General features: G+C 67.2%; 19 protein-coding genes. 7 read left to right on the top strand and 12 right to left on the bottom strand.

The features are described from left to right. Positions 1 to 43: 43 nt before the first annotated feature. The gene (locus LMQ14_RS25935; RefSeq protein ID WP_267732459.1) at positions 44 to 1,540 is read right to left on the bottom strand and encodes an AMP-binding protein; all 1,497 of its coding nucleotides are present in this window, start codon (positions 1,538 to 1,540) and stop codon (positions 44 to 46) included. Then, complete coding sequence (locus LMQ14_RS25930; protein ID WP_267732458.1) at positions 1,533 to 2,513, bottom strand: phosphotriesterase-related protein; 981 nt, start codon at positions 2,511 to 2,513, stop codon at positions 1,533 to 1,535. Before LMQ14_RS25930 ends, LMQ14_RS25935 begins: the two co-directional genes overlap by 8 nt. A gap of 121 nt (positions 2,514 to 2,634) precedes the next feature. Between LMQ14_RS25930 and LMQ14_RS25925 the strand changes: the two genes are divergently transcribed. Then, positions 2,635 to 4,344, top strand: a complete 1,710-nt coding sequence (locus LMQ14_RS25925) for an acyl-CoA dehydrogenase (protein WP_267732457.1) — start codon at positions 2,635 to 2,637, stop codon at positions 4,342 to 4,344. Positions 4,345 to 4,479: 135 nt separating this feature from the next. Here LMQ14_RS25925 and LMQ14_RS28230 read toward each other — a convergent pair whose 3' ends face one another. After that, entirely contained in the window at positions 4,480 to 5,694 is a 1,215-nt protein-coding gene (locus LMQ14_RS28230; protein ID WP_324291089.1) for a PPE family protein, read from the bottom strand. A 123-nt stretch (positions 5,695 to 5,817) separates the two neighbouring features. After that, a complete protein-coding gene (locus tag LMQ14_RS28225; RefSeq protein WP_324291088.1) occupies positions 5,818 to 8,448 on the bottom strand; it encodes a helix-turn-helix transcriptional regulator in 2,631 nt (876 codons plus the stop codon). Between the two features lie 210 nt (positions 8,449 to 8,658). Between LMQ14_RS28225 and LMQ14_RS25910 the strand changes: the two genes are divergently transcribed. Continuing rightward, a complete protein-coding gene (locus LMQ14_RS25910; protein WP_267732456.1) occupies positions 8,659 to 9,360 on the top strand; it encodes a TetR/AcrR family transcriptional regulator in 702 nt (233 codons plus the stop codon). Continuing rightward, the gene (locus LMQ14_RS25905) at positions 9,357 to 10,295 is read left to right on the top strand and encodes a R2-like ligand-binding oxidase (protein ID WP_267732455.1); all 939 of its coding nucleotides are present in this window, start codon (positions 9,357 to 9,359) and stop codon (positions 10,293 to 10,295) included. The genes LMQ14_RS25910 and LMQ14_RS25905 overlap by 4 nt, the downstream gene beginning before the upstream one ends. A 51-nt stretch (positions 10,296 to 10,346) precedes the next feature. Here the strand turns inward: LMQ14_RS25905 and LMQ14_RS25900 are convergent, their stop codons facing one another. Next, positions 10,347 to 11,723 carry an NADP-dependent succinic semialdehyde dehydrogenase gene (locus LMQ14_RS25900; RefSeq protein ID WP_267732454.1) on the bottom strand — a complete coding sequence of 459 codons (1,377 nt, stop codon included), beginning with the start codon at positions 11,721 to 11,723 and terminating at the stop codon, positions 10,347 to 10,349. Positions 11,724 to 11,813: 90 nt separating this feature from the next. Here LMQ14_RS25900 and LMQ14_RS25895 point away from each other — a divergent pair, with 90 nt between their 5' ends. Beyond that, positions 11,814 to 13,457 (top strand): acetolactate synthase large subunit, encoded by a 1,644-nt coding sequence (locus tag LMQ14_RS25895; RefSeq protein ID WP_267732453.1) that lies wholly within the window; start codon positions 11,814 to 11,816, stop codon positions 13,455 to 13,457. Positions 13,458 to 13,588: 131 nt separating this feature from the next. On the opposite strand, the gene LMQ14_RS25890 is transcribed toward LMQ14_RS25895, so the two are convergent. Together LMQ14_RS25890 and LMQ14_RS25885 are read right to left on the bottom strand one after the other, a co-directional pair. After that, the gene (locus tag LMQ14_RS25890) at positions 13,589 to 13,960 is read right to left on the bottom strand and encodes a hypothetical protein (RefSeq protein ID WP_267732452.1); all 372 of its coding nucleotides are present in this window, start codon (positions 13,958 to 13,960) and stop codon (positions 13,589 to 13,591) included. A gap of 458 nt (positions 13,961 to 14,418) precedes the next feature. Beyond that, on the bottom strand, positions 14,419 to 15,369 hold the full coding sequence (locus LMQ14_RS25885) for a R2-like ligand-binding oxidase (RefSeq protein WP_267735682.1): 951 nt from the start codon (positions 15,367 to 15,369) through the stop codon (positions 14,419 to 14,421). Between the two features lie 146 nt (positions 15,370 to 15,515). Between LMQ14_RS25885 and LMQ14_RS25880 the strand changes: the two genes are divergently transcribed. Then, complete coding sequence (locus LMQ14_RS25880; RefSeq protein ID WP_267732451.1) at positions 15,516 to 15,983, top strand: hotdog domain-containing protein; 468 nt, start codon at positions 15,516 to 15,518, stop codon at positions 15,981 to 15,983. Between the two features lie 7 nt (positions 15,984 to 15,990). On the opposite strand, the gene LMQ14_RS25875 is transcribed toward LMQ14_RS25880, so the two are convergent. The 5 genes from LMQ14_RS25875 to LMQ14_RS25855 form a co-directional block, all read right to left on the bottom strand. Beyond that, positions 15,991 to 17,439 (bottom strand): lipase maturation factor family protein, encoded by a 1,449-nt coding sequence (locus tag LMQ14_RS25875; protein WP_267732450.1) that lies wholly within the window; start codon positions 17,437 to 17,439, stop codon positions 15,991 to 15,993. An 86-nt stretch (positions 17,440 to 17,525) separates the two neighbouring features. Beyond that, entirely contained in the window at positions 17,526 to 21,752 is a 4,227-nt protein-coding gene (locus tag LMQ14_RS25870) for an alpha-(1->3)-arabinofuranosyltransferase (protein ID WP_267735681.1), read from the bottom strand. Positions 21,753 to 21,948: 196 nt separating this feature from the next. Further along, complete coding sequence (locus LMQ14_RS25865; protein WP_066947240.1) at positions 21,949 to 22,122, bottom strand: DUF2613 domain-containing protein; 174 nt, start codon at positions 22,120 to 22,122, stop codon at positions 21,949 to 21,951. Positions 22,123 to 22,207: 85 nt separating this feature from the next. Beyond that, positions 22,208 to 22,423 (bottom strand): hypothetical protein, encoded by a 216-nt coding sequence (locus tag LMQ14_RS25860; protein ID WP_267732449.1) that lies wholly within the window; start codon positions 22,421 to 22,423, stop codon positions 22,208 to 22,210. A gap of 98 nt (positions 22,424 to 22,521) precedes the next feature. Continuing rightward, entirely contained in the window at positions 22,522 to 22,782 is a 261-nt protein-coding gene (locus tag LMQ14_RS25855) for a DUF2613 family protein (RefSeq protein ID WP_267732448.1), read from the bottom strand. Positions 22,783 to 22,925: 143 nt separating this feature from the next. Here LMQ14_RS25855 and LMQ14_RS25850 point away from each other — a divergent pair, with 143 nt between their 5' ends. Together LMQ14_RS25850 and LMQ14_RS25845 are read left to right on the top strand one after the other, a co-directional pair. Next, on the top strand, positions 22,926 to 24,080 hold the full coding sequence (locus tag LMQ14_RS25850) for a glycoside hydrolase family 3 N-terminal domain-containing protein (RefSeq protein WP_267732447.1): 1,155 nt from the start codon (positions 22,926 to 22,928) through the stop codon (positions 24,078 to 24,080). Positions 24,081 to 24,146: 66 nt separating this feature from the next. Next, entirely contained in the window at positions 24,147 to 24,776 is a 630-nt protein-coding gene (locus tag LMQ14_RS25845) for a TetR/AcrR family transcriptional regulator (protein ID WP_267732446.1), read from the top strand. The last annotated feature ends 16 nt before the right edge of the window (positions 24,777 to 24,792 follow it).

Here is a 24,792-nt window from a genome sequence, read left to right as displayed (position 1 = left end):
TCGTGGTGCCGGGCGCTTGGAGAATTCTTGATGCCTTCTGGGTTCAGCTGGCCTCGGCGGCGGGCAACCGCGCCATGATCTCGGCCCGGACCGCCGATCGCCGAGCCTTGCCGGCGTCGTCGCGCAGGGCAGTGTCGACGAATTCAATGAAGTTGGGGGAGGGCGGCACCTTGTAACCGGCGATGTTGGCGCGCAGGAACTCCTGCACCCCCGCGGCATCCAGCGTGGAGTCGTCGCTCGCCTGCACCAGCGCGTAGGGCACCTGGCCCAGATCGCCGGCGTTCGGGTCGGGGACGCCAACGACCAAGCAGGACAACACATCCGGGTGCGCCGACAGCGCACTCTCGATCTCCGCGGGGTAGACGTTGCGGCCGCCGACGGTGAACATGTCGACCCGCCGGTCGGACAGATACAGGAACCCGTCGGTGTCGAAGTAACCGAGATCGCCCAGCGAGTCCCAGCCGTCGCGGGTCTTCGCCGTCGAGCCGAGGTACCGGTATGTCGGCGCGCTGCCCGGGGCGGGCCGCATGTAGATCTCGCCGATCACGCCGGGCGGGCAGGGATTGCCGTCGTCATCGAGCACCTTCATCTCGCCGAGGACCACGATGCCGACCGACCCGCGATGGGCCAGCCACTGATCGCCGGAAATGAAGGTGAGCGCCTGTAATTCGGTGCCGCCGTAAAGCTCCCAGACTTTCTCGGGCCCCAGCAGATCGATCCAGGCCTGCTTGACGGTCGGCGGGCAAACCGCCGCCACGTGCCAGAACCGCCGGATCGACGACAGATCGTAGGCCTGCGGGTTGGCCTGGTAGACCGGCAGCGCCCGCTGCATGATCGTCGGTACCGCGACCATGAAAGTGACACGGTGGTCGGTGATGACCCGCAGGAACTGATCTGGGTCGAAGCGGTTCATCAGCACCAGATGGTGACCACCGATCAAGGCGATCACCGCGGTGGTGAGGCCGGTGTTGTGACTCAGCGGCACCGGCACGAAGGTGACGTCGTCGTCCTGGGCGCCCATCGCGTACCCAGTCAGCGTCGAAACCCGGCTGTCGCCACCGGCTTCGATCAGCTTGGGCCGCCCGGTGCTGCCGCCGGATCCCATCGCCTTCCAGCTCGGCGACACCGCTTCGGGCAGCGGCGCATCCGAGAACGTCGGGTCAGGAGTGAAACCCTTAGGCACACTGGATATTTGGCCTTGCGGATCCTCGCCGCCGACCAGCAGTGCTCTGGGACGCAGGTCCAGTAGGCCCTGCAACTCCGCGGCCGGCAGCCGCGGCGACAACGGCTGCGGCACCGCGCCCAACTTCCAGCATGCCACCGCGGCCTGTACAAACTCGACGGAGTTGGGCAGCAAGATCGTGACGTAATCGCCGACCCCGACGCCGCGTTCGGCGTAGGCGCGGGCCAGCCGGTTGGTCGAGCGATCCAATTCGGCCCGGGTCAGTGTGTGACCCTCACAGCTGACGGCTGGGCGATCGGGATCCAGCGCGGCCAGCGCAGCCGTCTGGCTACCGATCGGCGGGATCGGCTCACTCATATGCGCCCTGGCGCTCGAAGATGCGCCGCGGGTTGTCCACCAGCATGGTGTGCAGTTGCTCGTCGGTGACGCCGCGCTCTTTCAAGGCCGGGATCACGTCGTTGTGGATGTGCAGGTAATGCCAGTTCGGCATCATCTGCGGCACCAGCTCTTCGGGCAGGGCGTCGAAGTAACAGTTGGCGTCGTGCGAGAGCACCATCTTGTCGGCGTGCCCGCGTTCGCACATTTGCGCCACCGTGTTGACCCGGTCCTCGAACGGCAGGTACGCGTCGATGCCGAACCGGTCCATGCCGATGTAGGAGCCGGGCGCGATGAGTTCCTCGAGGTAGCCGATGTCGGTGCTGTCGCCCGAATGCCCGATGATCACCCGGCTCAGGTCGACGCCCTCTTCTTCAAAGATCTTCTGCTGCTCGAGGCCCCGGCGCAGCCCGGCGTGGGTGTGCGTGGAGATCGGCACCCCGGTGCGCTTGTGCGTCTGAGCGACGGCACGCAGCACCCGCTCGACGCCGGGGGTGACGCCGGGTTCGTCGGTGGCGCATTTGAGGATTCCGGCCTTGATGCCGGTGTCGGCGATGCCCTCCTCGATGTCCTTGACGAACATGTCGGTCATGATCTCCGGGCCGCCCAGCAACCCGCCGGGGCCCTCGTAGTGGAACCGCAGCGGCAGGTCGTTATAGGTGTAAAACCCTGTTGCCACAACGATATTCAGCTCGGTGGCCGCCGCGACGCGGGCGATGCGCGGGATGTAGCGGCCCAGCCCGATCACGGTCAGGTCGACGATGGTATCCACACCGCGCGACTTCAGCTCATTGAGCCTGGTGATGGCATCGGCCACCCGCTTTTCTTCATCGCCCCAGGCGTCGGGATAGTTCTGGGCGATTTCGGTGGTCATGATGAAGACGTGCTCGTGCATCAGCGTGACGCCGAGGTCGGCGGTATCGATGGATCCGCGCGCGGTATTTAATTCGGACACGTCGCTGATGCTAGGCCGGGCCGGTGCTTATCCAACAGAGGCAATTGCGACGACAATTCGGATTTCCCAGCTAACCGCGGGCTGATACCGCGACCCCGCACATCGGCGTACCGTCTGCCGCATGTTGCTCAACCCCAACCACCTGAACCGTCAATACCCCGACGCTCGCTCGGGGGAGATCATGGCCGCCACCGTGGACTTCTTCGAGTCCCGGGGCAAGGCGCGGCTCAAGGCCGACGACCATGCGCGGGTTTGGTATTCCGACTTCCTGGACCACATCGGCCGGGAGCGGATCTTCGCCTCGCTGCTGACGCCTTCCGAGTACGGCGCCGCCGACTGCCGCTGGGACACCTACCGGATCAGCGAGTTCGCCGAGATCGTCGGCTTCTACGGACTGAACTACTGGTACCCCTTCCAGGTCACGGCCCTTGGCCTGGGCCCGATCTGGATGAGCGACAACGAGGACGCCAAGCGCAAGGCCGCCGCCCAGCTGGAGCAGGGTGAGGTGTTCGCCTTCGGCCTGTCCGAGCAGACCCACGGCGCCGACGTCTACCAGACCGACATGATCCTGACGCCGTCCGAGCACGGCTGGGTCGCCAACGGCGAGAAGTACTACATCGGCAACGCCAACGCGGCCCGGATGGTCTCCACCTTCGGCAAGATCGCCGGCGCTCCAGGACAAGAAGACGAGTACGTGTTCTTCGTCGCCGACTCCCAGCACGACCGCTACGAGCTGAAGAAGAACGTCGTCAACTCGCAGAACTATGTCGCCAACTATGCGCTGCACGACTATCCGGTCACCGAGGCCGACCTGCTGCACCGCGGCCCCGAGGCCTTCCACGCCGCGCTGAACACCGTCAACGTCTGCAAGTACAACCTCGGCTGGGGCGCGGTTGGCATGTGTACCCACGCCATGTACGAGGCGGTCACCCACGCCTCCAACCGCTACCTATACGGGACCGTCGTCACCGACTTCAGCCACGTGCGACGCCTGCTCACCGACGCCTACGCGCGACTGATCGCGATGAAGATGGTCGCCACCCGCGCGTCCGATTACATGCGCAGTGCCTCGGCGGACGACCGCCGCTACCTGCTCTACAGCCCGCTGACCAAGGCGAAGATCACCAGCGAGGGCGAGCGGGTGATCATCGCGCTGTGGGACGTCATCGCCGCCAAGGGTGTCGAGAAGGACACCATCTTCGAGGCCATGACTCGCGAGATCGGGCTGCTGCCACGGCTGGAAGGCACGGTGCACATCAACATCGGGTTGCTGGGCAAGTTCATGCCCAACTACCTGTTCGCGCCGAACGGCGAACTGCCGTTGCTCGGGCGCCGCGACGACGCGGTCGACGACGCGTTCCTGTTCAATCAGGGCCCGACCGGGGGATTGGGCAAGGTGCGCTTCCATGATTGGCGCGCGCCATTCGAGAGCTTCGCGCATCTGCCCAACGTCGCCCTGCTGCGCGAGCAAATTGACGTGCTGGCCGAGATGCTGGCCTCTGCCACGCCAGATGCCTTGCAGCAGAAGGATATTGACTTCGCCTTCGGGGTCGGCCAGCTGTTCGCGACGGTGCCCTACGCCCAGCTGATCCTGGAGGAGGCCCCGCTGTCCGGGGTGGACGAGGCGCTGATCGACGAGATCTTCGCGGTGCTGGTGCGCGACTTCAACAGCTACGCAGTCGAGTTGAGCGACAAGTCGGCGACGACGGATGCACAGGCCCGCTTCGCGATGCGGATGATCCGCCGGCCGGTGTTCGATGCCGCGCGCTACGACCAGGTCTGGAAGGACCACATCCTGCCGATCAACGGCGCCTACGAAATGCGGCCGTAGCCTCCCGCCGAGCGTGAAGTTGGTTTCACGTTGGGCCGCGAGCGTGAAGTTAGTTTCACGTTGGGCCGAGAGGAGCGGTACGCACCCTCTTGACTGTGGCGTCACGTTCGCCAAGAAACGGGTCAGTCTGCGCAGCTATTCGGCGGCGGCTGAGAGCGCGTCGAGGAGTGCGTCGACGTTGAGTTGGGGTTGGATCGCCGCGGTTCCCGCCAGCCCCGGTGCGCTGGTTGCCATGGCCGCGGGTGCCGCACCCAAGGCGCTGGGCGCGCTGGAGACGACGGGGGCGACGGGGGGCAGGAAGTACGGAGTGGCGGTGACGGGGCCGGTGATGACGCCGCCGGCGTTGATCGCGGTGACCAGGCCGGTGCTGGCGTTGATGGTGACCTCGACGCCGCTGCTGCCGGCGGTGATGGCGCCGCTTGGGACAGTGAACACACCTGTCCCCCCAAAAAAGGTGCTGGGGCTGTTGATGAAGAGTTGGCCGCTCAAAAACGTGAAATCGCCGGTCACGATGTAGACCCCACCGGCTCGGGAAGTGCCCGCGAATCCGGTGGAGAGGTTTATCCATGTGACGTCGGTGTTGGCTGTGAAGGTGGCGCTGTAGCTGCCGGACACGGGGGAGCCGGGGGTAACGGTGACGGTGGTGCCGACGTCGAGGGTGGCGCCGCCGGGTGCGATGTTGGCGGTGCTGCCTTGGGGCACGGGCGGGTCGACGAGGTTGGCCTGCTGAGTGGCCAGGCTCTGAACCAGGGATTGGCTGCGGGCGCTGGCGGTGTTGCCGGCGGTGCGGGCGACCGAGTTGGACTGGTCGGTCTGACCATTCGGGTTGGTGGTCTGCGGCGGCTCGTCAAACGACTGCAGCGTGCTGGCCGTTTCGGCTTCCGCCGCATAGGCGTACATGGCGGCGGCGTCTTGGACCCACATCTGCGTGTATTCGGCTTCGGTGGCGGCGATCGCGGCGGTGTTTTGCCCGAAGAAATTCGTGGCGATCAACGCCATCAACAGTGCCCGATTGGCCGCGATCAGCGGCGGCGGCACCGTCATCGCAAACGCGGCCTCGTAGGCGGCGGCCGCCGCGTAGGCCTGGGCGGCGGTGACTCCGGCCTGCGCCGCCGCGGCCTGCAACCACGCCACATAGGGTGCGGCCGCGCCCGACATCGCCGTCGACGACGGCCCCAACCAGGACAATCCGGTCAGGTCGGCGATTTCCGTGGAGTAGCCCGCCGCGGTGGATTCCAGCTCGGCGGCCACTTCATCCCAGGCTGCGGCGGCGGCCAGCAGCGGCCCCGACCCCGGACCCGCATACATCAACCCCGAGTTGACTTCTGGGGGCAACAACCCGAAATCCATGGCATTTTGCTTTCGTCACGACATGGCCAGCACATTCGCCGACCATCGTGTGCCAAAGCGACGACAGTTCGTTCCGGGACGGACTACTGCATTTTTGCCAGCCTCAGCGAAGGACTACTGCATTCACCGCTCGGCGGTGCCGTAGCGAGGCGCGCGGGCCGCACCGCCGATGACGTCGGCCAGGCCGCCGCGGCCGGCCACACCGGCCTTACTGCAGGCCCGATAAATGTGGCTCTCGACGGTCCGCACGGACAACGACACCGCCTCGGCGATCTCACGATTCGACAGGCCCTGGGCAACCAACACCGCGATCTCGCGTTCTCGGTTGGTGAACGGCGGTGCGAAGGAAGCTGCTTCGATGGCGGGGCTGGTCGCGCCGTGACACCGTGCCGCCAGCCGGTGTGCGCGTGCCGCGGCTGTCATCGCGCTGCCTGCGCGGCCCGCGCGCCGGTGTGACGTGGCGGCTTGCCCCGCGGCGTCGGCGCCGGTCAGCAGGTCGCCCATCGCCTCGAATTCGGTTGATACCCGGTCGAGTTCGCCGGCGTCGTCGGCTTGCAGCGCCGCCGCATAGCGCGCCGCGACCACAACGCGCGGGCCTTCGACGCGCGTCGCGAGATCCGCGAGCCGCTCGGCCGCATCGGTGTCGTCGAATTGCACGGCGGTCTGTAGACACCACACTTCACGGGCAAGTTGATCGTGGTCGCGCGCGAAGTCCGCCGCCTTGCGTGCGAGTTGGCGCGCCTCGGTAGAGCGCGAGCGAACCGCCGCCAGCCAGGCTTCGCTCAGCAGTTCGGTGGACGTGACGTACACGTAGGCCGGATGCCAATGTGCTCGGGCAGTGTCCAGCGTGTCAGCGGCTGCATCCGCATCGCCGGATCGGGCCAGTGCCTGCGCACGCAGCAAGTGGAACCGATGGAAGCTGTTCACGACGTGGAAACTGTTGGCGTTCTGGGCATCGACTTCATGTGGCAGATGCCGCAGCGCCGCGTCGAGGTCACCGGCGGCCAACATCACCATGCCAAGGATCTCCGCCGCCACCGCTCGTACATCCGGCGGCTCGTCGCGGTGGGCGCGGAAGTGGCGTTCGGCCACGTCGACTGCTTCGGCAATGCGTCCGGCGGCCACCAAGGCGAACGTGTGAAACTCGGTCAGCGTCTGGCGAAGGAACTTGCCCTGCTCGCTCAGCGTGAGTGCCTCGTCGGCTTCGATAGCCTTTGCCACGGCCTGATCGGGTTGACCGAGTTCGCCATAGGCCATGCTCTCGGCGCCATACGCCATCGTCGCCCCGTAGCGGTCGAGGTCCCGATAATCGACCTCGTCCATCGTCGTCAGGACCTCATGCGGCTTCGCCGCCAGCGCAAGCTGATTGGCGCGAAACACCAGCACTTGCTGCCGTCGCGCACCGTGCGAGGCCTTGAGGGCATCGTCGATGAGCCGCCAGGACCGCTCCGGTGATCGCATGCCCCACAAGAGATTTGACGCACGCATCACGATGTCGTTGATGAATGCGGATTCTGTCGCCTCGTCGACCTCGACGCCGTCGAGGACTTCCAACGCAAGCTCGCCCTTCTCCATCATGAACAGGGAGTAGGCAAGGGGTATTCGCGCTTGCGCGCCGATACCGGTTGCGGCGGCGGCGGCGAAAAGCCGCTGCGCGGTTTCGAAGTCCAAGAGCGAACTCGCCGCCGTGGCTGCCGACAGCAGCACGTCCGGCTCAGGCGGCAGGTCCGACTCCAACCAGAGCAGTCCCCGCTTCATCACCTTCGCGGCGCGCCCGCCGTCCTTCATCGCGGTCGCGACCTGGCCGCGCAGGCGTCGCAACCGCGAGGAGCCGCAGCGATCCAGGCGCACCTCGGCGAACATGGGATGGCCGATGTACACCTCGTCGGCGGACAACCGGATCAATCCGCGCTGTTCGGCCTCTTCAATGGCGTCCTGCTCGGCGAGCAGTCTCAGGCACTGCCAGTCGACAGGTTCGGAAACGGCCACGAGATCGACGACGTCGCGCACGTCGTCGGGAATGGCGCCGATCTGCGCGTCCACCAGCTCTGCGAGGGACCCGGACACGCCGAGGTTTCCCTGCCAGCGCAGCACGCCGTCGTCGCTCACCATGCGTCCCGCGCGGAGCTCCTGTTCGACCAGCTGCCGCAGGAACAACACGTTTCCGCGGGTGAGACGCCACAGTTCGTCCCCGCACCGCTGATCCGGTGCGCACCCCGTCACTGCCAACAACAGCTCGTCGATCTGGCCGTGGGTCAGCGGGTCGACCTCGAGCCGCTCCACCGGTCCGTCTTTCCAGAGTGCCGTCACTGCGGCCGGAGCCCGCTCGCCCGTACGAATCGTGACGATGACCGTCGCGGCCTGCAACTGCACGAGTTGATGCAGCACCAGGGCGGACAGATCATCGAGGAGGTGGGCGTCGTCGACGAAGACCAGGAGACGGTCCGGTTGCGTACCGGCGGTCAACGCATCAACGACCCGGCGCGCCAATGTGTGGGGCGCGCCGTCGGCATCGTCGGTCCATGTTGCGAAGGCGCCCAGCGGAATCGTGCGGCTGGTAACGGTGGCGGCTGTGCTGCGGACCGTCCAGCCGGCATCCGCGGCCGCCAGCACGGCCTCGCGGGCCAATCGCGACTTGCCCACCCCGGCTTTGCCCGACAATGCGACACCCCCCAGCCCGTCAGCAGCGGCGAGCAGGCGGCTGACCTCGTCGATCTCCCTGCTTCTGCCGACGATGGGCCAGTATTCAAACACCTGAAAATGGTAGCCAGTGCCTTCAATCTTCGCGTGCGATCTGGCTGTGCCGCTGCCGGTGTCCGGCACGCCGAGCGTGAAGTTGGTTTCACGTTGGGCCGCGAGCGTGAAGTTAGTTTCACGTTGGGCCGCGAGGACCGGAACGCACCCTCTTGACTGTGGCGTGGCTCACAGTAGAATGACCACTGGTCATCGACGCAAGGAGGCGAGATGCCGACGGTTACCTGGGCGCGGGTCGACCCCGCTCGACGCACAGCCATCATCGACGCCGCCGAGGCCGAGTTCGGGGCGCACGGGTTTTCCGGCGGCAGCCTGAACGTGATCGCGCGCCGGGCCGGGGTCGCCAAGGGCAGCCTGTTCCAGTACTTCGCGGACAAGCGCGACCTGTTCGCGTTCATCGCCGACATCGGCAGCCAGCGGGTGCGCACCTACATGGAAGACCTGATTCGCGAGCTCGACCCGAACCGGCCGTTCTTCGAATTTCTCACCGAGCTGCTCGACGGCTGGGTCGCCTACTTCGCCGAGCATCCGCGGGAACGATCGCTGCACGCCGCGGCGACCCTGGAGGTCGACACCGACGCCCGCATCAGCGTGCGCAGCGTCATCCACCGGCACTACCTGGAGGTGCTGCGGCCGCTGGTGCACGGCGCCCAGACCCGCGGCGATCTGCGCGCCGACGCCGACACCGACGCGCTGCTGTCGCTGCTGTTGCTGATCTTTCCGCACCTGGCGCTCGCGCCCTACATGCGCGGCCTGGACCCGATACTCGGCCTCGACGAGCCCAGCCCCGAGCAGCCGGCGCTGGCCGTGCGCAGGCTGGTCGCGGTGCTGATCGCCGCGTTCGCGGCCTCGCCCGCGACACCGAATGCCTCCACCAACCCAGCCCCAATGCGATCTGAGGAGGTCACATGAATCACCGCACCCGAATTGCCTCAATGTCCGAGGGCGGCCTCAACTGGGATAGCTTGCCGCTCAAGTTATTTGCGGGCGGTAACGCGAAATTCTGGAATCCGGCCGACATCGACTTCTCCCGCGACCGCGAGGACTGGGAACGCCTGACCGACGACGAACGCAGCTACGCGACCCGGTTGTGCGCCGAGTTCATCGCCGGCGAGGAATCGGTGACGCAGGACATCCAGCCGTTCATGGCCGCGATGCGGGCCGAGGGCCGACTCGGCGACGAGATGTATCTGACGCAGTTCGCCTTCGAGGAGGCCAAGCACGTCCAGGTGTTCCGGATGTGGCTCGACGCCGTAGGCATCACCGAGGACCTACACAACTTTCTCGAGGACGTCCCGACCTACCGGACGATTTTCTACGAGGAGCTGCCGGACTGTCTGAGCGCGTTGTCGGTCGATCCGTCGCCGGCCGCCCAGGTCCGGGCGTCGGTCACCTACAACCACATGGTCGAGGGCATGCTGGCGCTGACCGGCTACTTCGGCTGGCACAAGATCTGCGTGGAGCGCGGCATCCTGCCCGGCATGCAGGAGCTGGTCCGGCGCATCGGCGACGACGAGCGACGCCACATGGCGTGGGGCACCTTCACCTGCCGGCGCCATGTCGCCGCCGACGACGCCAACTGGGGCGTCTTCGAAACGCGGATGAACGAGCTGATGCCGCTCGGGTTGCGCCTGATCGAAGAGGGCTTCGCCCTGTACGACCCGATGCCCTTCGGTCTGTCGGTGGACGAGTTCATGCAGTACGCCTCCGACAAGGGCATGCGCCGGTTCGGCACCATCTCCAGCGCCCGCGGGCGTCCGCTCGGCGAGATCGACCTCGACTATTCGCCGCTGCAGCTCGAGGACACCTTCGCCGAAGAGGACGAGCTGGCCCTGGCCTCCGTTTGATGGCGGCGGCCCGCCGCGCTTGCGACCGCCGCGGCGTCCGGGCCAGACCCGCTAGCCGACCCAGACCGTCTTGGCGTTGCAGAACGCGCGGATGCCCAGGCCCGCCAGCTCGCGACCGTAGCCGGAGCGCTTGATACCGCCGAAGCCCAGCTCCGGGTAGGACACCGTCATCCCGTTGATGAAGACCTGCCCGGCCTCGATGTCTTCGATGAAGCGCTCCTGCTCGGCCTCGTCGTTGGTCCAGGCGTTGGAGCCCAGCCCGAACGTCGTGGCGTTGGCGATCTCGATGGCCTCGTCGATGTCCTGGGCGCGGTACATCGACGCAACCGGACCGAAGACCTCTTCGGTGTAGAGCGCCATGTCCTTGGTGATCTCGGTGACCACCGTCGGCGGGTAGAACCATCCCGGTTGGTCGGGAGTCTGACCGCCGAGGCGGATTTTCGCGCCGGCCGCAGCCGCGTCGTCGACCTGCTTGGCGATTTCGTCGCGGCCCGATTCGGTGGCCAGCGGACCCACGTCGGTGTCCGGGTCGGTCGGGTCGCCGACCTTGAGCGCTGCCATGCGCTCGACGAACTTGTCGACGAACGTGTCGTAGATGTCGGTGTGCACGATGAACCGCTTGGCGGCGATACAGGATTGCCCGTTGTTCTGCACCCGCCCGGTGACGGCGGTCTTGACGGCCTCATCGAGGTCCACCGACGGCATCACGATGAACGGGTCGCTGCCGCCGAGCTCCATCACGGTGGGTTTGATCTCGTCACCGCAGATGGCGGCAACCGACTGGCCGGCCGGTTCGCTGCCGGTCAAGGTGGCCGCCGCGACGCGCGGGTCGCGCAGGATGCGCTCGACGGCACTCGACGAGATCAGCAGCGTCTGGAAGCAGTCCGCGGGGAACCCGCCGCGGGTGATGACGTCGGAGAGATACAGCGCCGACTGCGGCACATTCGACGCGTGCTTGAGCAGGCCGACGTTGCCGGCCATCAACGCCGGCGCGGCGAACCGCACCGCCTGCCAGAGTGGGAAGTTCCACGGCATCACCGCCAGCACCACGCCGAGCGGCTGCCACCGGGTGTAGGCCCGTTTCGCGCCGACCTTGGAAGCTTCCGCCGGCTCGTCGGCCAACAGCTTCTCGGCGTTCTCGGCGTAGTAACGAAAACCCTTGGCGCACTTGAGCGCTTCGGCCTTGGCCGATTTCAGGGTCTTGCCCATCTCGAGGGTCATCATGGCCGCGACGTCGTCGGCCTCCTTTTCCAGGAGATCCGCGACATTGTTTGCCCATTCGGCGCGCTGGGCGAACGTGGTGTTGTGGCGGTAGTCGAGGAACCGGGCGTGCGCACGCGCGATCGCGGCATCGACCTCGTCGTCCGTCGCGGGAGTGAAGGTCTTTACTGTCTCGCCGGTGGCCGGGTTGATAGTGGCGATGGCCACAGTGGGCCTCCTTCATCTGCGTCATTCAAGATGCTTGCAAAAATGTCCAACATCTAGCCTGCCACTATCGTTCCCAGAGGGAGGTGGCGGATGAGCACTGCGGCTCAATTGATCGTGAAGTGCCTGGAGAACGAGGGGGTTGCCTTCGTCTTCGGGATACCGGGCGAGGAGAACATCCGGTTTACTCAGGCGCTGGCGCACTCCAGCATCCGCTATGTGCTCACCCGGCACGAACAGGCGGCCGCCTTCATGGCCGAGATGTACGGCCGCGTCACCGGACGCGCCGGCGTGGTGTCGGCCACGCTGGGCCCGGGTGCGATCAACATGCAGCTCGGCGTCGCCGACGCCACCACCAACAGCACCCCGGTGGTCGCCATCTCGGCACAGGTCGGTCAGGACCGCGAATACAAGGAGTCCCACCAGTACGTCGACCTGGTGTCGATGTTCGCGCCGATCACCCGATGGTCGGCCGCGGTCCCCACTGCGCACGCCATTCCGGAGATGGTCCGCAAGGCGTTCAAAACCGCCGAGACCGAACGACCCGCTGCGGTGTATCTCGCGGTGCCCGAGCAGATCGACGCCGACGAGACCGACTACGAGCTGACGGCGTTGCCGCGCAACGTTGTCCGCGCCGACGCGCCGGCGCCCGGCCAGCTGGCGCGGGCGGTCGACATCCTGCGCAACGCGCAGTGTCCCGTGCTGCTGGCCGGGCACGGGGCCGCCCGCAGCGACGCCACCGCGGCCCTGGTCCGCTTCGCGGAGGAACTCGGGATCCGGGTCGCCAACACCTTCCACGGCAAGGGCGTGATGCCCGACGATCACCCCAACAGCATCGGGACCATCGGGTTCATGCGGCACGACTACGTCAACTTCGGGTTCGACTGCGCCGACGTCGTGATCGCGGTCGGCTACGAGTTGCAGGAATTCGACCCGGTCCGGATCAACCCGCAGGCCGACAAGAAGATCATCCACGTCCATCGCTTCCCGGCCGAGGTGGACGCGCACTACTCGGTCGATGTCGGCATCATCGGCGACATCAGCGATTCACTGAACGAACTCGCCGACGCTCTCGCCGGCCACCGTTTCGACGATGCCGACGTACCCGGGTCGGGGTTGTTGGCCGAGGAATTCGCTCGTGGACAACAAGATTCGCGATTCCCATTGGCCCCGCAGCGGGTGGTTGCCGACACTAGGGAGGCGCTGGGCCGCTCCGACGTGGTGCTGGTCGACACCGGAGCCACCAAGATGTGGATGGCCCGGCTGTATCCGACTTTCGAACGCAACACATGTCTGATCTCAAACGGATTGTCCACCATGGGTTTTGCCCTACCCGGTGCGCTGGGGGTGAAGCTGGCACAACCCGACGTCAAGGTGCTGGCGGTGGTGGGTGACGGTGCCTTCCTGATGAACTCGCAGGAGATCGAGACCGCCGTGCGGGAGAAGATACCGCTGGTGGTGTTGATTTGGGAAGACGGCGGGTACGGCCTGATCGAATGGAAGATGGATCTCGAGCTCGGGGCCCACTACTACGTGAAGTTCGGCAATCCCGACATCGTGCAGTACGCCGAAAGCTTTGGCGCCAAGGGATATCGGATCAACAGTGCCGACGAGCTGCTGCCGACGCTGCGGGCCGCACTCGACGAGGACGGAGTGTCGCTGATCTGCTGCCCGGTGGACTACTCGGAGAATCTGCGGCTGACCGACCGGCTCGGCGAGCTAGACGAAACGCTATAGCGTCCATGCTGTTTCGCCAGCTGCTGATCGTCGAGGGCGGTCAGCTCGCGGGAACGGGAGCCTTGTCCTACCAGAAGTAAGCCCGGGTAGTAGCCCAGCGGCCTTGGCTCAACGGGCGGAGTTACGGGACCTCACGATATGTCTTCACCCTGGACGTATCGGCTGACGAATTCCAGCCCCGCGTCGGCGACTTCGTATTTGTAATGAGTTGGTTCACCGCGTTGCGTCGGTACTGGCGATGGTTCGACTCGTTTCAAAAGCCCATCATTGACGGCGTGCAGGAGAGGGATCTCCAGCCCCGCCTCGACAATGAAGGATCTCCGATCTGTCTCGGCGATCTGATCGAACACCCGGCGCTCGAGATCAGAGTAGCGGCTGTTCAAGATCCCGAGATTACGCTTGTACCTGCGGATCGACCGCCGATCGATCTCTTTCTGTTGGCAGTCCGGGCATAGCGCGATGAGGTTGTCGAACGAGTCGTCACGGCTCTGTGAGCCAGGCACGATGTGAGCTATCTCGGTCGTTGGGTGTCGACAGGTGGGGACGGCGCATCTATGGGCGGCCTCGACCAGCACCCTTCTCTTGACCTCCGAGCCTGGAGGATCAGTCGCCGCAAACGTGAGCGTGGATTTGACGGCTAGCGCACCGCGGCCGGCCCGGCGAGGTACCGGCCGGGCCGGGATCGCAGGTGTGCCACTGCCGCGACGTGTAGGCGATCCGATAGCCCAGGCGACAAGGCCCGCCGCTGTCATCAACACCGCATAGTGCAGCGCCACGTCCCGCCCGGGTGGGCTCGGCTGCTCATCAGCGGCCCTGCCGGGACGGTACGCGGGTGCGGAAGGACCCGTAGGGTCTGCACCAGCGTCGGAAAGCGGAGCCGCTTGTGCCACAGCGGTTGTCGTTGCTACCGCTGAGAGCGGCGCGAGCGCTATGGCGGCTGCCGCGACAATGCACAGCGCTTTCATCTCACTGATCCCGTTGCGGCCATGGCCTTTTCGTCCTCGTCGGCGAAGGTGTCCTCGAGCTGCACCGGCGAGTAGTCGAGGTCGATCTCGCCGAGCGGACGTCCGCGGGCGCTGGAAATCGTGCCGAACCGGCGCATCCCCTTGTCGGAGGCGTATTGGCGCGACTCGTCTAGGTCCAGGCCGAACGGGATGGGATCGCTGAACGTGGCATAAGACTGTTCGGTCGCCTGCATGACCAGCGGAATCAGCTCGTTCATCCGTGCCTCGAACACGGCCCAGTTGGTGTCGTCGGCGGCGACGTGGCGCCGGCAGGTGAAGGTGCCCCACGCCATGTGGCGTCGCTCGTCGTCGCCGATGCGCCGGACCAACTCCCGCATGCCGGGGAGGATGTTGCGTCCGGCGCAGATCTTGTGCCACGAGTGGTAGCCGGTCAGCGCCATCATGCCCTCGACCACGTGGTTGTAGGTCACGGATGCCCGTATCTGCGCGACGGGTGACGGGTCGATTGTCAACGCGTCGAGGCAGTTTGGCAGCTCCTCGTAGAAGATCTGTCGGTACGCGGACAGCGGCTCGAGGTAGCCCTGCAGATCGTCGGTCTCTCCGACGGCGTCGAGCCACATGCGGAACACCTGGGTGTGTTTTGCTTCCTCGAAAGCGAACTGGGTCAGATACATCTCGTCACCCAGCCGGCCCTCGGCCCGCATGGCCGCCATGAACGGCTGAATGTCCTCGGTCACCGCCTCCTCCCCGGCAATGAATTGGACGCACAATTGCATGGCGAGGCGGCGTTCCTCATCGGTCAGGCTTTCCCAGTCCGCGCGGTCGCGGGAGAAGTCGATATTTGCCGGATCCCAGAACTTGGCGTTGCCCCCGGCGAATAGCCGCAGCGGCAAGCTATCCCAGTTCAGTCCGCCCGCAGCCAGCGAACCCGAATGTGTGCGTGTCATCTGGTTGACCCCCTCAATCGAGTGCATTGACTCGATGGTGACGCCAGGTCGGGAATACGGCCAGGGACATGGACAGAACACGCACGAGTTAATACGCCAAACGCACCCGCTGCGGCGGAAGGTCGATTCGTTCTAACCTGGCAGACGTGGATGTCGCTGGATACCTCGGCCTATTCGGAGAACCTGGGGCCGCCCTGTCCGACGCGGAATGGGTTGCGCACGCGAACAAACACCTGACACCCAACCTTTCGGCGCTGAACGCGAGGTTCCTCGAGGGCTGTCGAGACGAGCGATGGCTACGCATGTCGTACGAACCTGGGCCCGGTGCTTTCAATTTCGCTCAACTCAGCGGTGGGTCGATGGCCGAGATGCTGGATCAGACGGCCACGCATTGCGGCTCGCTGGTGACGGGTTGTCCCTGCCCGACGCTGAGCATGACGGTGACGATCCTGCGGGGCGGAACTGCGAATTCCTATGAGGCCACGGGCCGAGTGCTGAAGCTGACGAAGACGAACGCCGTTCTGGGCGCAGACCTCGACGACGACACCGGGCGCCGGATCGCCTCGATCACGGTTGTCTCCCAGCTCATTACGGACATCAGCAGACTTGGCTGACCTGCGTTCAGCCGGCGGGCGGCGACGTCGCCCCCGCTAGCGTCGTCGGCGAAAAGTATTGACTCACCAGCGTCCGATGCCACCATGCCCGATCGCGCCGTAGTTCCGCTGGCGTGGTGAAGCGGTACTGGTAGAGCTGAGCTCGAACATAACGCGGCGGCAAATCGGGAAAAGGATTGTGCCGCAACAGCCGTAGTGTGGCGCGGTCATTGCGCAGCAGCCGTTGTAAGAACGGTTCCAGCCATGGCTGGGCATAACCCGGAGAGATCGCGGCGAACCACATCAGCCAGTCCAGTCGCAGATGATAGGGCGCCCACTGGCGGGGCAACCGTCCAACAGCGCCGGGCTTGCCCCTGAACTCGTATTCCTTCCACACCGTCTGCGCGGTGAGTCGGGGTTCGTCGGTGCCCTCGATCACCACCTCGTGGCGCACCCGGCCGATGGTGCCGAACGCGCCGTAGCTGTTCACCAAGTGAAACGGGTTGAAGGACATGTTCATTCGTTGACGTGGGGACAACATATTGCGCACCGGCCAGTACGTCAGGAACAGCACCGCACCCGCGAACGCCACCACCAGGCCGACGAACCACGGCGGCGACAGCGGCAGCGGCGAATGCCCGGGTATCGGCAACACCAGTGCCGCGGAAGAGTCGTCGATGGCGCTGAACGCCAGGACGATCGTCAGCCAATTGAGCCAGGCGAAGTTACCGGAGGTCACCAGCCATAGCTGGGTGACGACGATGATCGCCGCGGCCACGCTGGACACCGGCTGGGGCGCGAATAGTCCGAACGGCACCACCAGCTGCGCGAAGTGGTTGCCCGCCACCTCAATTCGATGCAGCGGCTTGGGCAGGTGATGGAAGAGCCAGCTCAGCGGCCCCGGCATCGGCTGGGTCTCGTGGTGGTAGTACAGGCAGGTCAGGTCGCGCCAGCACGCGTCGCCGCGCATCTTGATCAACCCGGCACCGAACTCGACCCGAAACAGCAGCAGTCGCGCCATCCATAACGTCAGCACCGGCGGCGCGACGCGATCGTTGCCGAGGAAGATCATCAGGAATCCGCTTTCCAGCAGCAGGGATTCCCAGCCGAACGAGTACCACGCCTGCCCGACGTTGACGATCGACAGGTAGAGCACCCACAGCGTCAGCCAGATCACCGGCGCGGCCCAGAGCGGCACCAGGTCGGCCACGCCGCCGACGACGGTCGCCGACAGCGCCACCCCGAACCAGCAGACACCGGCGAACAGCCGATCGGAGTAGTGCACCGCGAAGATGCTCGGCGACTTCCACCACGACTGCCGCGCCAAAAACCGTGGCACCGGCAGGATTCCGTGCTCGCCGATCAGCGCGCGGAACTGCAGCGCGGCGGCGATGAACGCGATCAGGTAGATGGCCGCCACGCCGCGCTCGAGCACCAGCCTGCCCAACCAGTAGTCGGGGGCAGAAAACCATCCCATGGGCATAACTCCTCGGACGATGGCGGTCACACCGTTCCGCGTATCCAGTCAACCAGCCGCTAATCGGCTAGCCAACGCCGGAAAGGTTATTCGTCGTGCGCCGCGCGCCCGCGATCCGGCAGGGCGATCACCGAGGCGGCGACCGCGGCCAGCGAAATCAGTGCCAGCAGTTGCACATTCGCGGAATGGCCGGCGTACCCGTCGACCGATCGCCAGGGATGCCGCGACAGTGCCGCCCCGGCCAGAATCAGGCCGCCCGCGCTGGCGGCGATGGTGACCCGGTCGCGCCACCGCTCGCGATGACGCAGCGCGTACCGCAGACCGAGGACACCGCCGAGCACGACGACCCCTGCGACGCCGGCGATCACCGCCCCGGCCGCCAGCACCGGCACCGCCGCCCAGGGCCCGGGCGACCATGGCGACGCGGGCGCGTCGTCGGACCGCCCGCGCCGGCGCCACAACGCGAGCATGGCCAACAGCGGCAGCAACGCCAGACCCACCGCCAGGCCGACCCGGTACAGCGAATTGGACGCGAAGCTCAGCGTGATCGTGCCGGGATCTCCGGCGGGCACCAGCCAGCCCTGCTGCCACCCGTTCACGGCCACCGGCGTCAGTCGGGCGCCGCTGCTGGTGCGTGCCACCCAGCCGGGATTGATGCTCTCGGGAATGACCAGCACCCGGGAGGTGGGCGATGCCGGGGCCCGGACTTCGCGACGGTCGGGGCCCCAGGCCCCCGTCGCCGCTGGCACCGTGGAAAGACCCGTGGCGCTGGGCAATTCGGCGGCATCGGCGGTCGAGAGCTGTGCCCCGTCCACCACGAACCGGGCGCCGGGGCTGATCAGCAATTCCTGCTGCCCCGTCGGCAGCGCGATCGGATTGGGATCGCAGGTGCTGACGGGTATCGGTTCGCCGTTCAGCAGCGCTCCCGCTGTGGTCCGGATCGAGGTGTGCACGAACCGGCCCGCGACCGCGATGACCGGGCCGTGATCGCAGTCGACGACGATCTCGCGCGGCCGGTTGCGCGCCGCGTCGGCGGGGGCGATCGGGTTGCCGTCGGTACCCAGCGCCGCGACCTCGGCCAGCCCCGGCGGCTTGAGCTGGTCGAAGCCCAGCGCGTTGCGGTCGATGACGTCTTGCCAGTCCAGCAGGCTGACGGTGACGGTGTCGGTCACCCGGGGTCGCAGCGACAGCGTTTGGGGCTGGGCGGCCCCTTCTCCGCTCGGCGTGAGTTTTCGGACCTGTGGGCCGTCGCCGAGGTTGACGGCCACCACCGTCGGCCGGGCGGGCAACGTCGAGCGACCGGGCAGCAGCCGCAGCCCCGCGACCTCGGTCGGTCGCGGCAGGACCAGCGTCAGCGTCGGCGCGCTCTTGTGCTGCACCATCCGCTGCGGCGCCGTCCAGGCGGTGGCAGGATCGCCGTCGGTGGCCGCGTAGGCCGAGCCGAGGACGTCCACCGTGTCGGAATCGCCTTGGGCCCGAGTGGTATTCGGCTCGGCGATCAGGTCGGCGAGGTTGGGGCCCTGCCGGGGCCGCACCCACAACCGAGGGGTGACCGACACCGGCGTGGGAACGGTCAGGGTGCGGCTGAAATTGACCGGCTCCTCCGGGGCCAGCGCCATCGACGGCGCGCAGCGCACGCTGTCGGCCGCCGGGGCGCAACCCGGCCGGCCGAGCAATTCCGAGCCCAGGTCCCAGCCCGCGATCGCCGAACCCCGCGGCGGCCCCGGCACCCGTACGGTGTGCCGCAGGTCGACCGGGTGCGCGAAGCCGGAGGCGTCGTACTGGGTGATGGACAGGTCGGTGATGCCGAACTGCACGCCGCTGGATCCGTCGTCGGTGCCGGCGGCGGTGATTCGCACCCACGGGGTTTCGCCGTAGGGCAGCGCCACGGTGAGCGGTTTGCCGGGCTGGTCGAAGCGCAGGGTGGTGCTGCCGGTGGCGGTATCGATCGCGATGCGGCGGACCTGGGAGCCGACGGCGGTGGCGCTGGGAGTCAGGGTGAGCGCCGCGTTGGTCACCGGGTGGTCGAAGTTGACCTGCAGCCACTGCCCGACGGCGGCTTGCAGGGCATTGGTCACCCACGCCGTCGCCGGATCGCCGTCGATCGCCGCGGCCGGGGACGTCGCCGGCGCGACATCGGGCATGGCCGTGGAGTCCGACGACGAACTCGACACGGTGATCCGCCCGCCATTCCAGCCGCCGTACACGGGATCGGCGCCGGGGACCGGATAGTCGGGCACCCGGTTGAAGGTGTGTCTGGTGTCGCCGTCGGCCCGGATCGCCGACGAGTGCTCGTCGACGCGGCCGTAGTCGGTCTCGCGCGCGGCCGGGGTGTCCGTCACGGTCACCCCAGCCCCGGGGGGCGCCGGCAGCCCGGCAGCTCGGGCGTCGGCGGTCAGCAGCACCGGGCCCAGCGGCGGCTGGCCCAGCAGCCGACGCCGCTCGTCGAGACGCAGCAGCACTTCGGGACCGCCGTCGACGTGGGCCACCGCGTCGATGCCGGTGAAGTAGGGCGCTCCCGGATTGCCGGGAGCGGCGACCCGGAAGATCTCGACGGCCGGATAGCGCGGGCGCAGTCCGCTGTCGGCGACGAAGCCGGGCAACGTGCCGGGCCCGACCGGGTCACCGAACTGCGCCGCCTTCTCCAGTCGCGGCGACCCCTCGATGGTGCGATGGACCAGGATCGGGCGCGCCGAACGCGACGAGTCGGGATCCAGGTCGTTGCGTACCACGACATACGAAATTCCTTGGCGGGCAAGGGTATCGGCTAGTCCCGCCGAGGGGAGGCCGGCGGCGAACAGGCGTTGCACGGAATCCAGCGCCCGGATGGTCTGCGGCGGAGTCAACGGGATGGAGTCGCGCACGCCCCACGGGTTGCTGCCGAGCACCTGAAGCGGTTCGTCGTGGGTGGTGCCCCATATCTGCGTGGCGAACGGTGCCCCCGGGACCACCAGCACCCGTCCGGGGGTGGGCGTACCGGTGTTATGGGCGCCGAGCCAGTCGGCGGCGTCGTGCCAGTAGCGGGGGATCGCGCTGAACGTGCCCGGCGGAGTGAGCCGCGCGGTCCACGCCAGCGAGGTGCTCACCATCAGCGCGGTCAGTATCACTACTGTCGCGGCGACCCGCTTGTCGCGCTCGGGATGGGCGAACGCGCCCAGCCACTGTGCTCTCGGCGCGCTGCCCGGCAGCGGTACCCGGCCGAGCAGCGCTACGACGCCCAGCACGATCGGAATCCGGATGACCGACTCCAGCTTGTGCACGTTGCGCAGCGGTGCGCCCGCGGCGTCCAGGAACAGTTGCACCGCATGCGCCAGCGGTGAGCCCAGCCCGCCGCTGTAGCCGACGGCCATCAACACGACCCCGACCAGCAGCATCGTCACCAGCCGTCCGCGAGCCGGCATCCCCGGGCTGGCCAGCCCGGCCAGCCCGGCCGCGGCGACCAGGCAGGTCGCCAGGATGGCTGCCGATCCGGTCACCAGCGGCGCGCCCGCGGTCGCGGTCGGCGCCACGAACGGAGTCCAGCTGTCGGTGCCGCGCAGCATCTCGACCAGCGAGGACCATTGCGTCGTCACGCCCGAGGATTCGATGAAGTCCAGGAACGGCGGACTGACGTTGCGCAGCAGCACCAGCGCGACGACCCACCACGACATCGCCAGCACAAGACTGAACAGCCACCACGCGGTGTAGCGCCACCACAACCGATTCGGCCGATGGCAGGCCCACCAGATGACCGCCGGCACGCAACCCGCCAGCGTGGCGATGGCGTTGACGGCGCCCATCAGCGCGACCGCCAGCCCAGCCTGGCCGGCCAGTGCCCGCACCGAGCGTCCGGAGTTTCCCCGCAGGGCCAGGATCGTCGGCAGCAATACCCATGGCGCCAGCATGATCGGCAAGGTCTCCGACGAAATCGAGCCGAGCGTGGTCAGCACTCGCGGGGACAACGCGAACGCGGCCGCGCCGATCAGCCGTGCCGTCGGGCTGCCGATTCCCAGCGCCTCGGCGACCCGCAGCAATCCCCAGAAGCCGACCGTCAGCAGCAACGCCCACCACAGCCGCTGGGTCATCCAGCCGGGCACGCCGAGCAGGTGGCCGATCGCAAAGAAGGTGCCGTGCGGAAACAGGTAGCCGTAGGCCTGATTCTGTGTCTGGCCGAAGGGCAGCTCGCTGTTCCAGAGGTTGGTCGCGCGGGCCAGGAAGCGCAGCGGGTTGGCGGTCAGGTCCAGCTTGGTGTCGGGGGACACCTGCCCGGGGGATTGGGCGAACGCCAGCGCCAGTGCGATCGCGCCAACTCCGAAGAGCCAGCGTCGCGACAGCGGCGCAGCCGACGAGGCCGTGGCCGATTCCGCGGGCGTCGCCGACGGAGTCGTTGCCGCCGCAGAGTTCGATGGCGGCGACCCTCCCCCGCAAGCGGGAGGTGCCCCCATGCGCGCGGCTTCTTCCTGTAGTGGCGACCCGCTGCGCCCGGCTACGCCGCGCTTGCGATCGCCACGGCCGCGCTTGCGATCGCCGCTAGCTACGGTTGCCGTACTCGACCCGGTTGAGCACTGACGACTGCGGATCGCCCCCGGGGAGTGGCGGCTTCGTGTCCTGTTGCACCATCAGGGTGACGCCGAAGATCGCGGCTGCGCCCAGCAACAAACCAACCACCACGCTCGCGGCGGCGGGCGCAATGATCCGGTTCATCGGTCTCCTTGGGTCTCGCGGTCGTCACGGCGGACTACCCGAAAGTCAACCTAGCAGAACGGCCGTGATCGACCGGACCAGCGAGTCAAGGCACCGGTATGCAATGACCGTGCCAACACCGGTCGCCGTACTGCACGGGGTAGGGCACGGAAAGGCTCCGCGCGGCCGGTGCGATCTGTGCCGGCACGCGGCTGTGGTCTGCCGTGACGTCCAAGGTGAGCGTGACGCCGACGGTCGCCGCGGCACCGATCAACAGCCCCGCCGCGACGCCGGCGACAGCGGCCAGCGTGAACCCCGTCATTGCTGGCTCCTCCCTTGCCAGTCAAATTCGGTCTACTGCCAACTTAACCGGGGAGGCGCTGTAGCGCCGTTGGGCGCGCCCGCTGGTCCCGAGTCGGGTCAGGGCTGCAGCTCCGGCGGCAGGTTCGGCACCGGCGGGATCTGGTTCAGACAGTCGTCGGGGCTGTCGCACGGCAGGCAATACCCGCCGATGCACCGGTCGCCGTACTGCACGAGGTAGGGCGAGGACGGGTTGGACGGGGCCCGGGCCGGGACCATGGTGTGGTCTTCGGCGGCGAGTGTGACGCCGACGGTCGCGACCGCGCCGATTGCCAGACCCGCCGCGATTCCCGCCGCGGCGGCAAGCATGAGGGCTGTCATCGCTTGCTCCTCCCTGATGGGACTGCGGCTAAGTTAACCGGCTCCGCCACCCTCACGTGCGACGAATCGGCATTTGCCGTCGCCGAGCCGATCGCCCGGTGGGGCCGCACCGACGCGCGTACCCCTCGTGACACCATGTCCCGATGGCTTTTCCGCGCACTCTGGCCGTGCTGGCCGCCGCCACGGCGCTGGTGGCAGCATGTGGCCACGACGCCGCCCGGCCCCCCGCATCGACCACGACCAGCAAGGTGGTCGCCGCACCTCCGGCGCCCCCGGTCTGCGCCGACCCGGCGACGCTGCCGGCCAAATTGTCGACCCGCGACAAACTGGCCCAGCTGCTGATGGTGGGTGTGAAGAATGCCGACGACGCCCGCGCCGTGGTCAACGGCTACCACGTCGGCGGCATCTTCATCGGCAGCTGGACGGACCTGGGCATCTTTTCAGGCCCGCTGACCGAGATCGCGGGCAGCGCGGGGCCGCTGCCGCTGGCGGTCAGTGTCGACGAAGAAGGCGGCCGGGTGTCGCGGCTGAAGTCGCTGATCGGCACGGCCCCGACACCGCGGGAGTTGGCCAAGACCCAAACGGTCGAGCAGGTCCGCGACCAGGCGGCGCAGCGCGGCAAAAAGATGCACGACCTGGGCATCACGATCGACTTTGCGCCGGTGGTCGACGTGTCCGACGAGCCGGCCGACGCCGTGATCGGGGACCGTTCGTTCGGCAGCGACCCGGCCACCGTCACCGCCTATGCCGGGGCCTACGCGCAGGGCCTGCGCGACGCCGGAGTGCTGCCGGTGCTCAAGCACTTCCCCGGCCACGGGCACGGTTCCGGTGATTCGCACAAGGGCGGGGTCGTCACGCCGCCGCTGAGCGACCTGCAGAGCAGCGACCTGGTTCCGTACCGGACGCTGATCACCGCGACACCGGTCGCCGTCATGGTGGGTCACCTGCAGGTTCCCGGGCTGACCGGCGACGACCCGGCCAGCCTGAGCCGGCCGGCGGTGCAATTGCTGCGCGATGGCATCGGCTACGGGGCCCCGCCGTTCAACGGCCCGGTGTTCAGCGACGACCTGTCCAGCATGGCCGCGATCTCCGATCGGTTCGGCGTCGCCGAAGCGGCGCTAAAGACGTTGCAGGCGGGCATCGACGTCGCCCTCTGGGTGACCACCGACGAGGTCCCCGCGGTGCTGGACCGGCTCGAAAAGGCGGTATCCGCAGGCGAATTGGCGTTGCCTGCGGTGGACCAATCGCTGGTGCGGGTGGCGACGGTGAAGGGACCCGCCCGGACGTGTGGACACTAATCGGCCGCTCGATCGTTACCCTGGAGTCAGATTGACGGGGCCCGAAGGGCTTGAAAGGGCGCAGCGATGGCAGGTGGTACCAAGCGGCTACCGCGTGCTGTGCGCGAACAGCAGATGCTCGACGCCGCCGTGCAGATGTTCTCGGTCAACGGCTACCACGAGACGTCGATGGACACCATCGCCGCCGCGGCGGAGATCTCCAAGCCGATGCTGTACCTGTATTACGGCTCCAAAGAGGACTTATTCGGCGCCTGCCTGAACCGCGAGATGGGCCGGTTCATCGACGCCGTGCGCGCCGACATCGACTTCACCCAAAGCCCCCGGGACTTGCTGCGCAACACCATCGGGTCGTTCCTGCGCTACATCGACGCCAACCGGGCGTCCTGGATCGTGATGTACACCCAGGCCATCAGCTCGCAGGCGTTCGCCCACACCGTGCGCGAAGGGCGCGAGCAGATCATCGAGCTGGTAGCCGGCCTGGTGCGGGAGAACAGTCGCACGCCGCGGACCGACGCCGAGCACCAGATGATGGCCGTCGCGCTGGTGGGCGCGGGCGAGGCGATGGCCAACCGGCTGTCCACCGGAGACATCGACGTCGACGAGGCCGCCGAGCTGATGATCGACCTGTTCTGGCACGGCCTGCGGGGCGTGCCGGTGGATCAAGACGTCAGCGCTTCAACTCGCAACGCGGGCTAGATTCGTGCAGTGCCCC

Source organism: Mycobacterium sp. Aquia_213 (assembly GCF_026625985.1).
In the GTDB taxonomy this organism is placed as follows: Bacteria; Actinomycetota; Actinomycetes; order Mycobacteriales; family Mycobacteriaceae; genus Mycobacterium.
The sequence above is the reverse complement of the archived record's forward strand: the minus strand, read 5'-3'. Positions and strand labels throughout refer to the sequence as shown.

Excerpts from the sequence above, each read along its gene's own strand:
- LMQ14_RS25855 (WP_267732448.1), bottom strand. The coding sequence starts at position 22,782 with ATGACAGCCCTCATGCTTGCCGCCGCGGCGGGAATCGCGGCGGGTCTG.
- LMQ14_RS25865 (WP_066947240.1), bottom strand. The coding sequence starts at position 22,122 with ATGAACCGGATCATTGCGCCCGCCGCCGCGAGCGTGGTGGTTGGTTTG.
- LMQ14_RS25895 (WP_267732453.1), top strand. The coding sequence starts at position 11,814 with ATGAGCACTGCGGCTCAATTGATCGTGAAGTGCCTGGAGAACGAGGGG.
- LMQ14_RS25935 (WP_267732459.1), bottom strand. The coding sequence starts at position 1,540 with ATGAGTGAGCCGATCCCGCCGATCGGTAGCCAGACGGCTGCGCTGGCC.
- LMQ14_RS25910 (WP_267732456.1), top strand. The coding sequence starts at position 8,659 with ATGCCGACGGTTACCTGGGCGCGGGTCGACCCCGCTCGACGCACAGCC.
- LMQ14_RS25845 (WP_267732446.1), top strand. The coding sequence starts at position 24,147 with ATGGCAGGTGGTACCAAGCGGCTACCGCGTGCTGTGCGCGAACAGCAG.
- LMQ14_RS25925 (WP_267732457.1), top strand. The coding sequence starts at position 2,635 with ATGTTGCTCAACCCCAACCACCTGAACCGTCAATACCCCGACGCTCGC.
- LMQ14_RS25905 (WP_267732455.1), top strand. The coding sequence starts at position 9,357 with ATGAATCACCGCACCCGAATTGCCTCAATGTCCGAGGGCGGCCTCAAC.
- LMQ14_RS28230 (WP_324291089.1), bottom strand. The coding sequence starts at position 5,694 with ATGGATTTCGGGTTGTTGCCCCCAGAAGTCAACTCGGGGTTGATGTAT.
- LMQ14_RS25885 (WP_267735682.1), bottom strand. The coding sequence starts at position 15,369 with ATGACACGCACACATTCGGGTTCGCTGGCTGCGGGCGGACTGAACTGG.
- LMQ14_RS25875 (WP_267732450.1), bottom strand. The coding sequence starts at position 17,439 with ATGGGATGGTTTTCTGCCCCCGACTACTGGTTGGGCAGGCTGGTGCTC.
- LMQ14_RS25850 (WP_267732447.1), top strand. The coding sequence starts at position 22,926 with ATGGCTTTTCCGCGCACTCTGGCCGTGCTGGCCGCCGCCACGGCGCTG.
- LMQ14_RS25860 (WP_267732449.1), bottom strand. The coding sequence starts at position 22,423 with ATGACGGGGTTCACGCTGGCCGCTGTCGCCGGCGTCGCGGCGGGGCTG.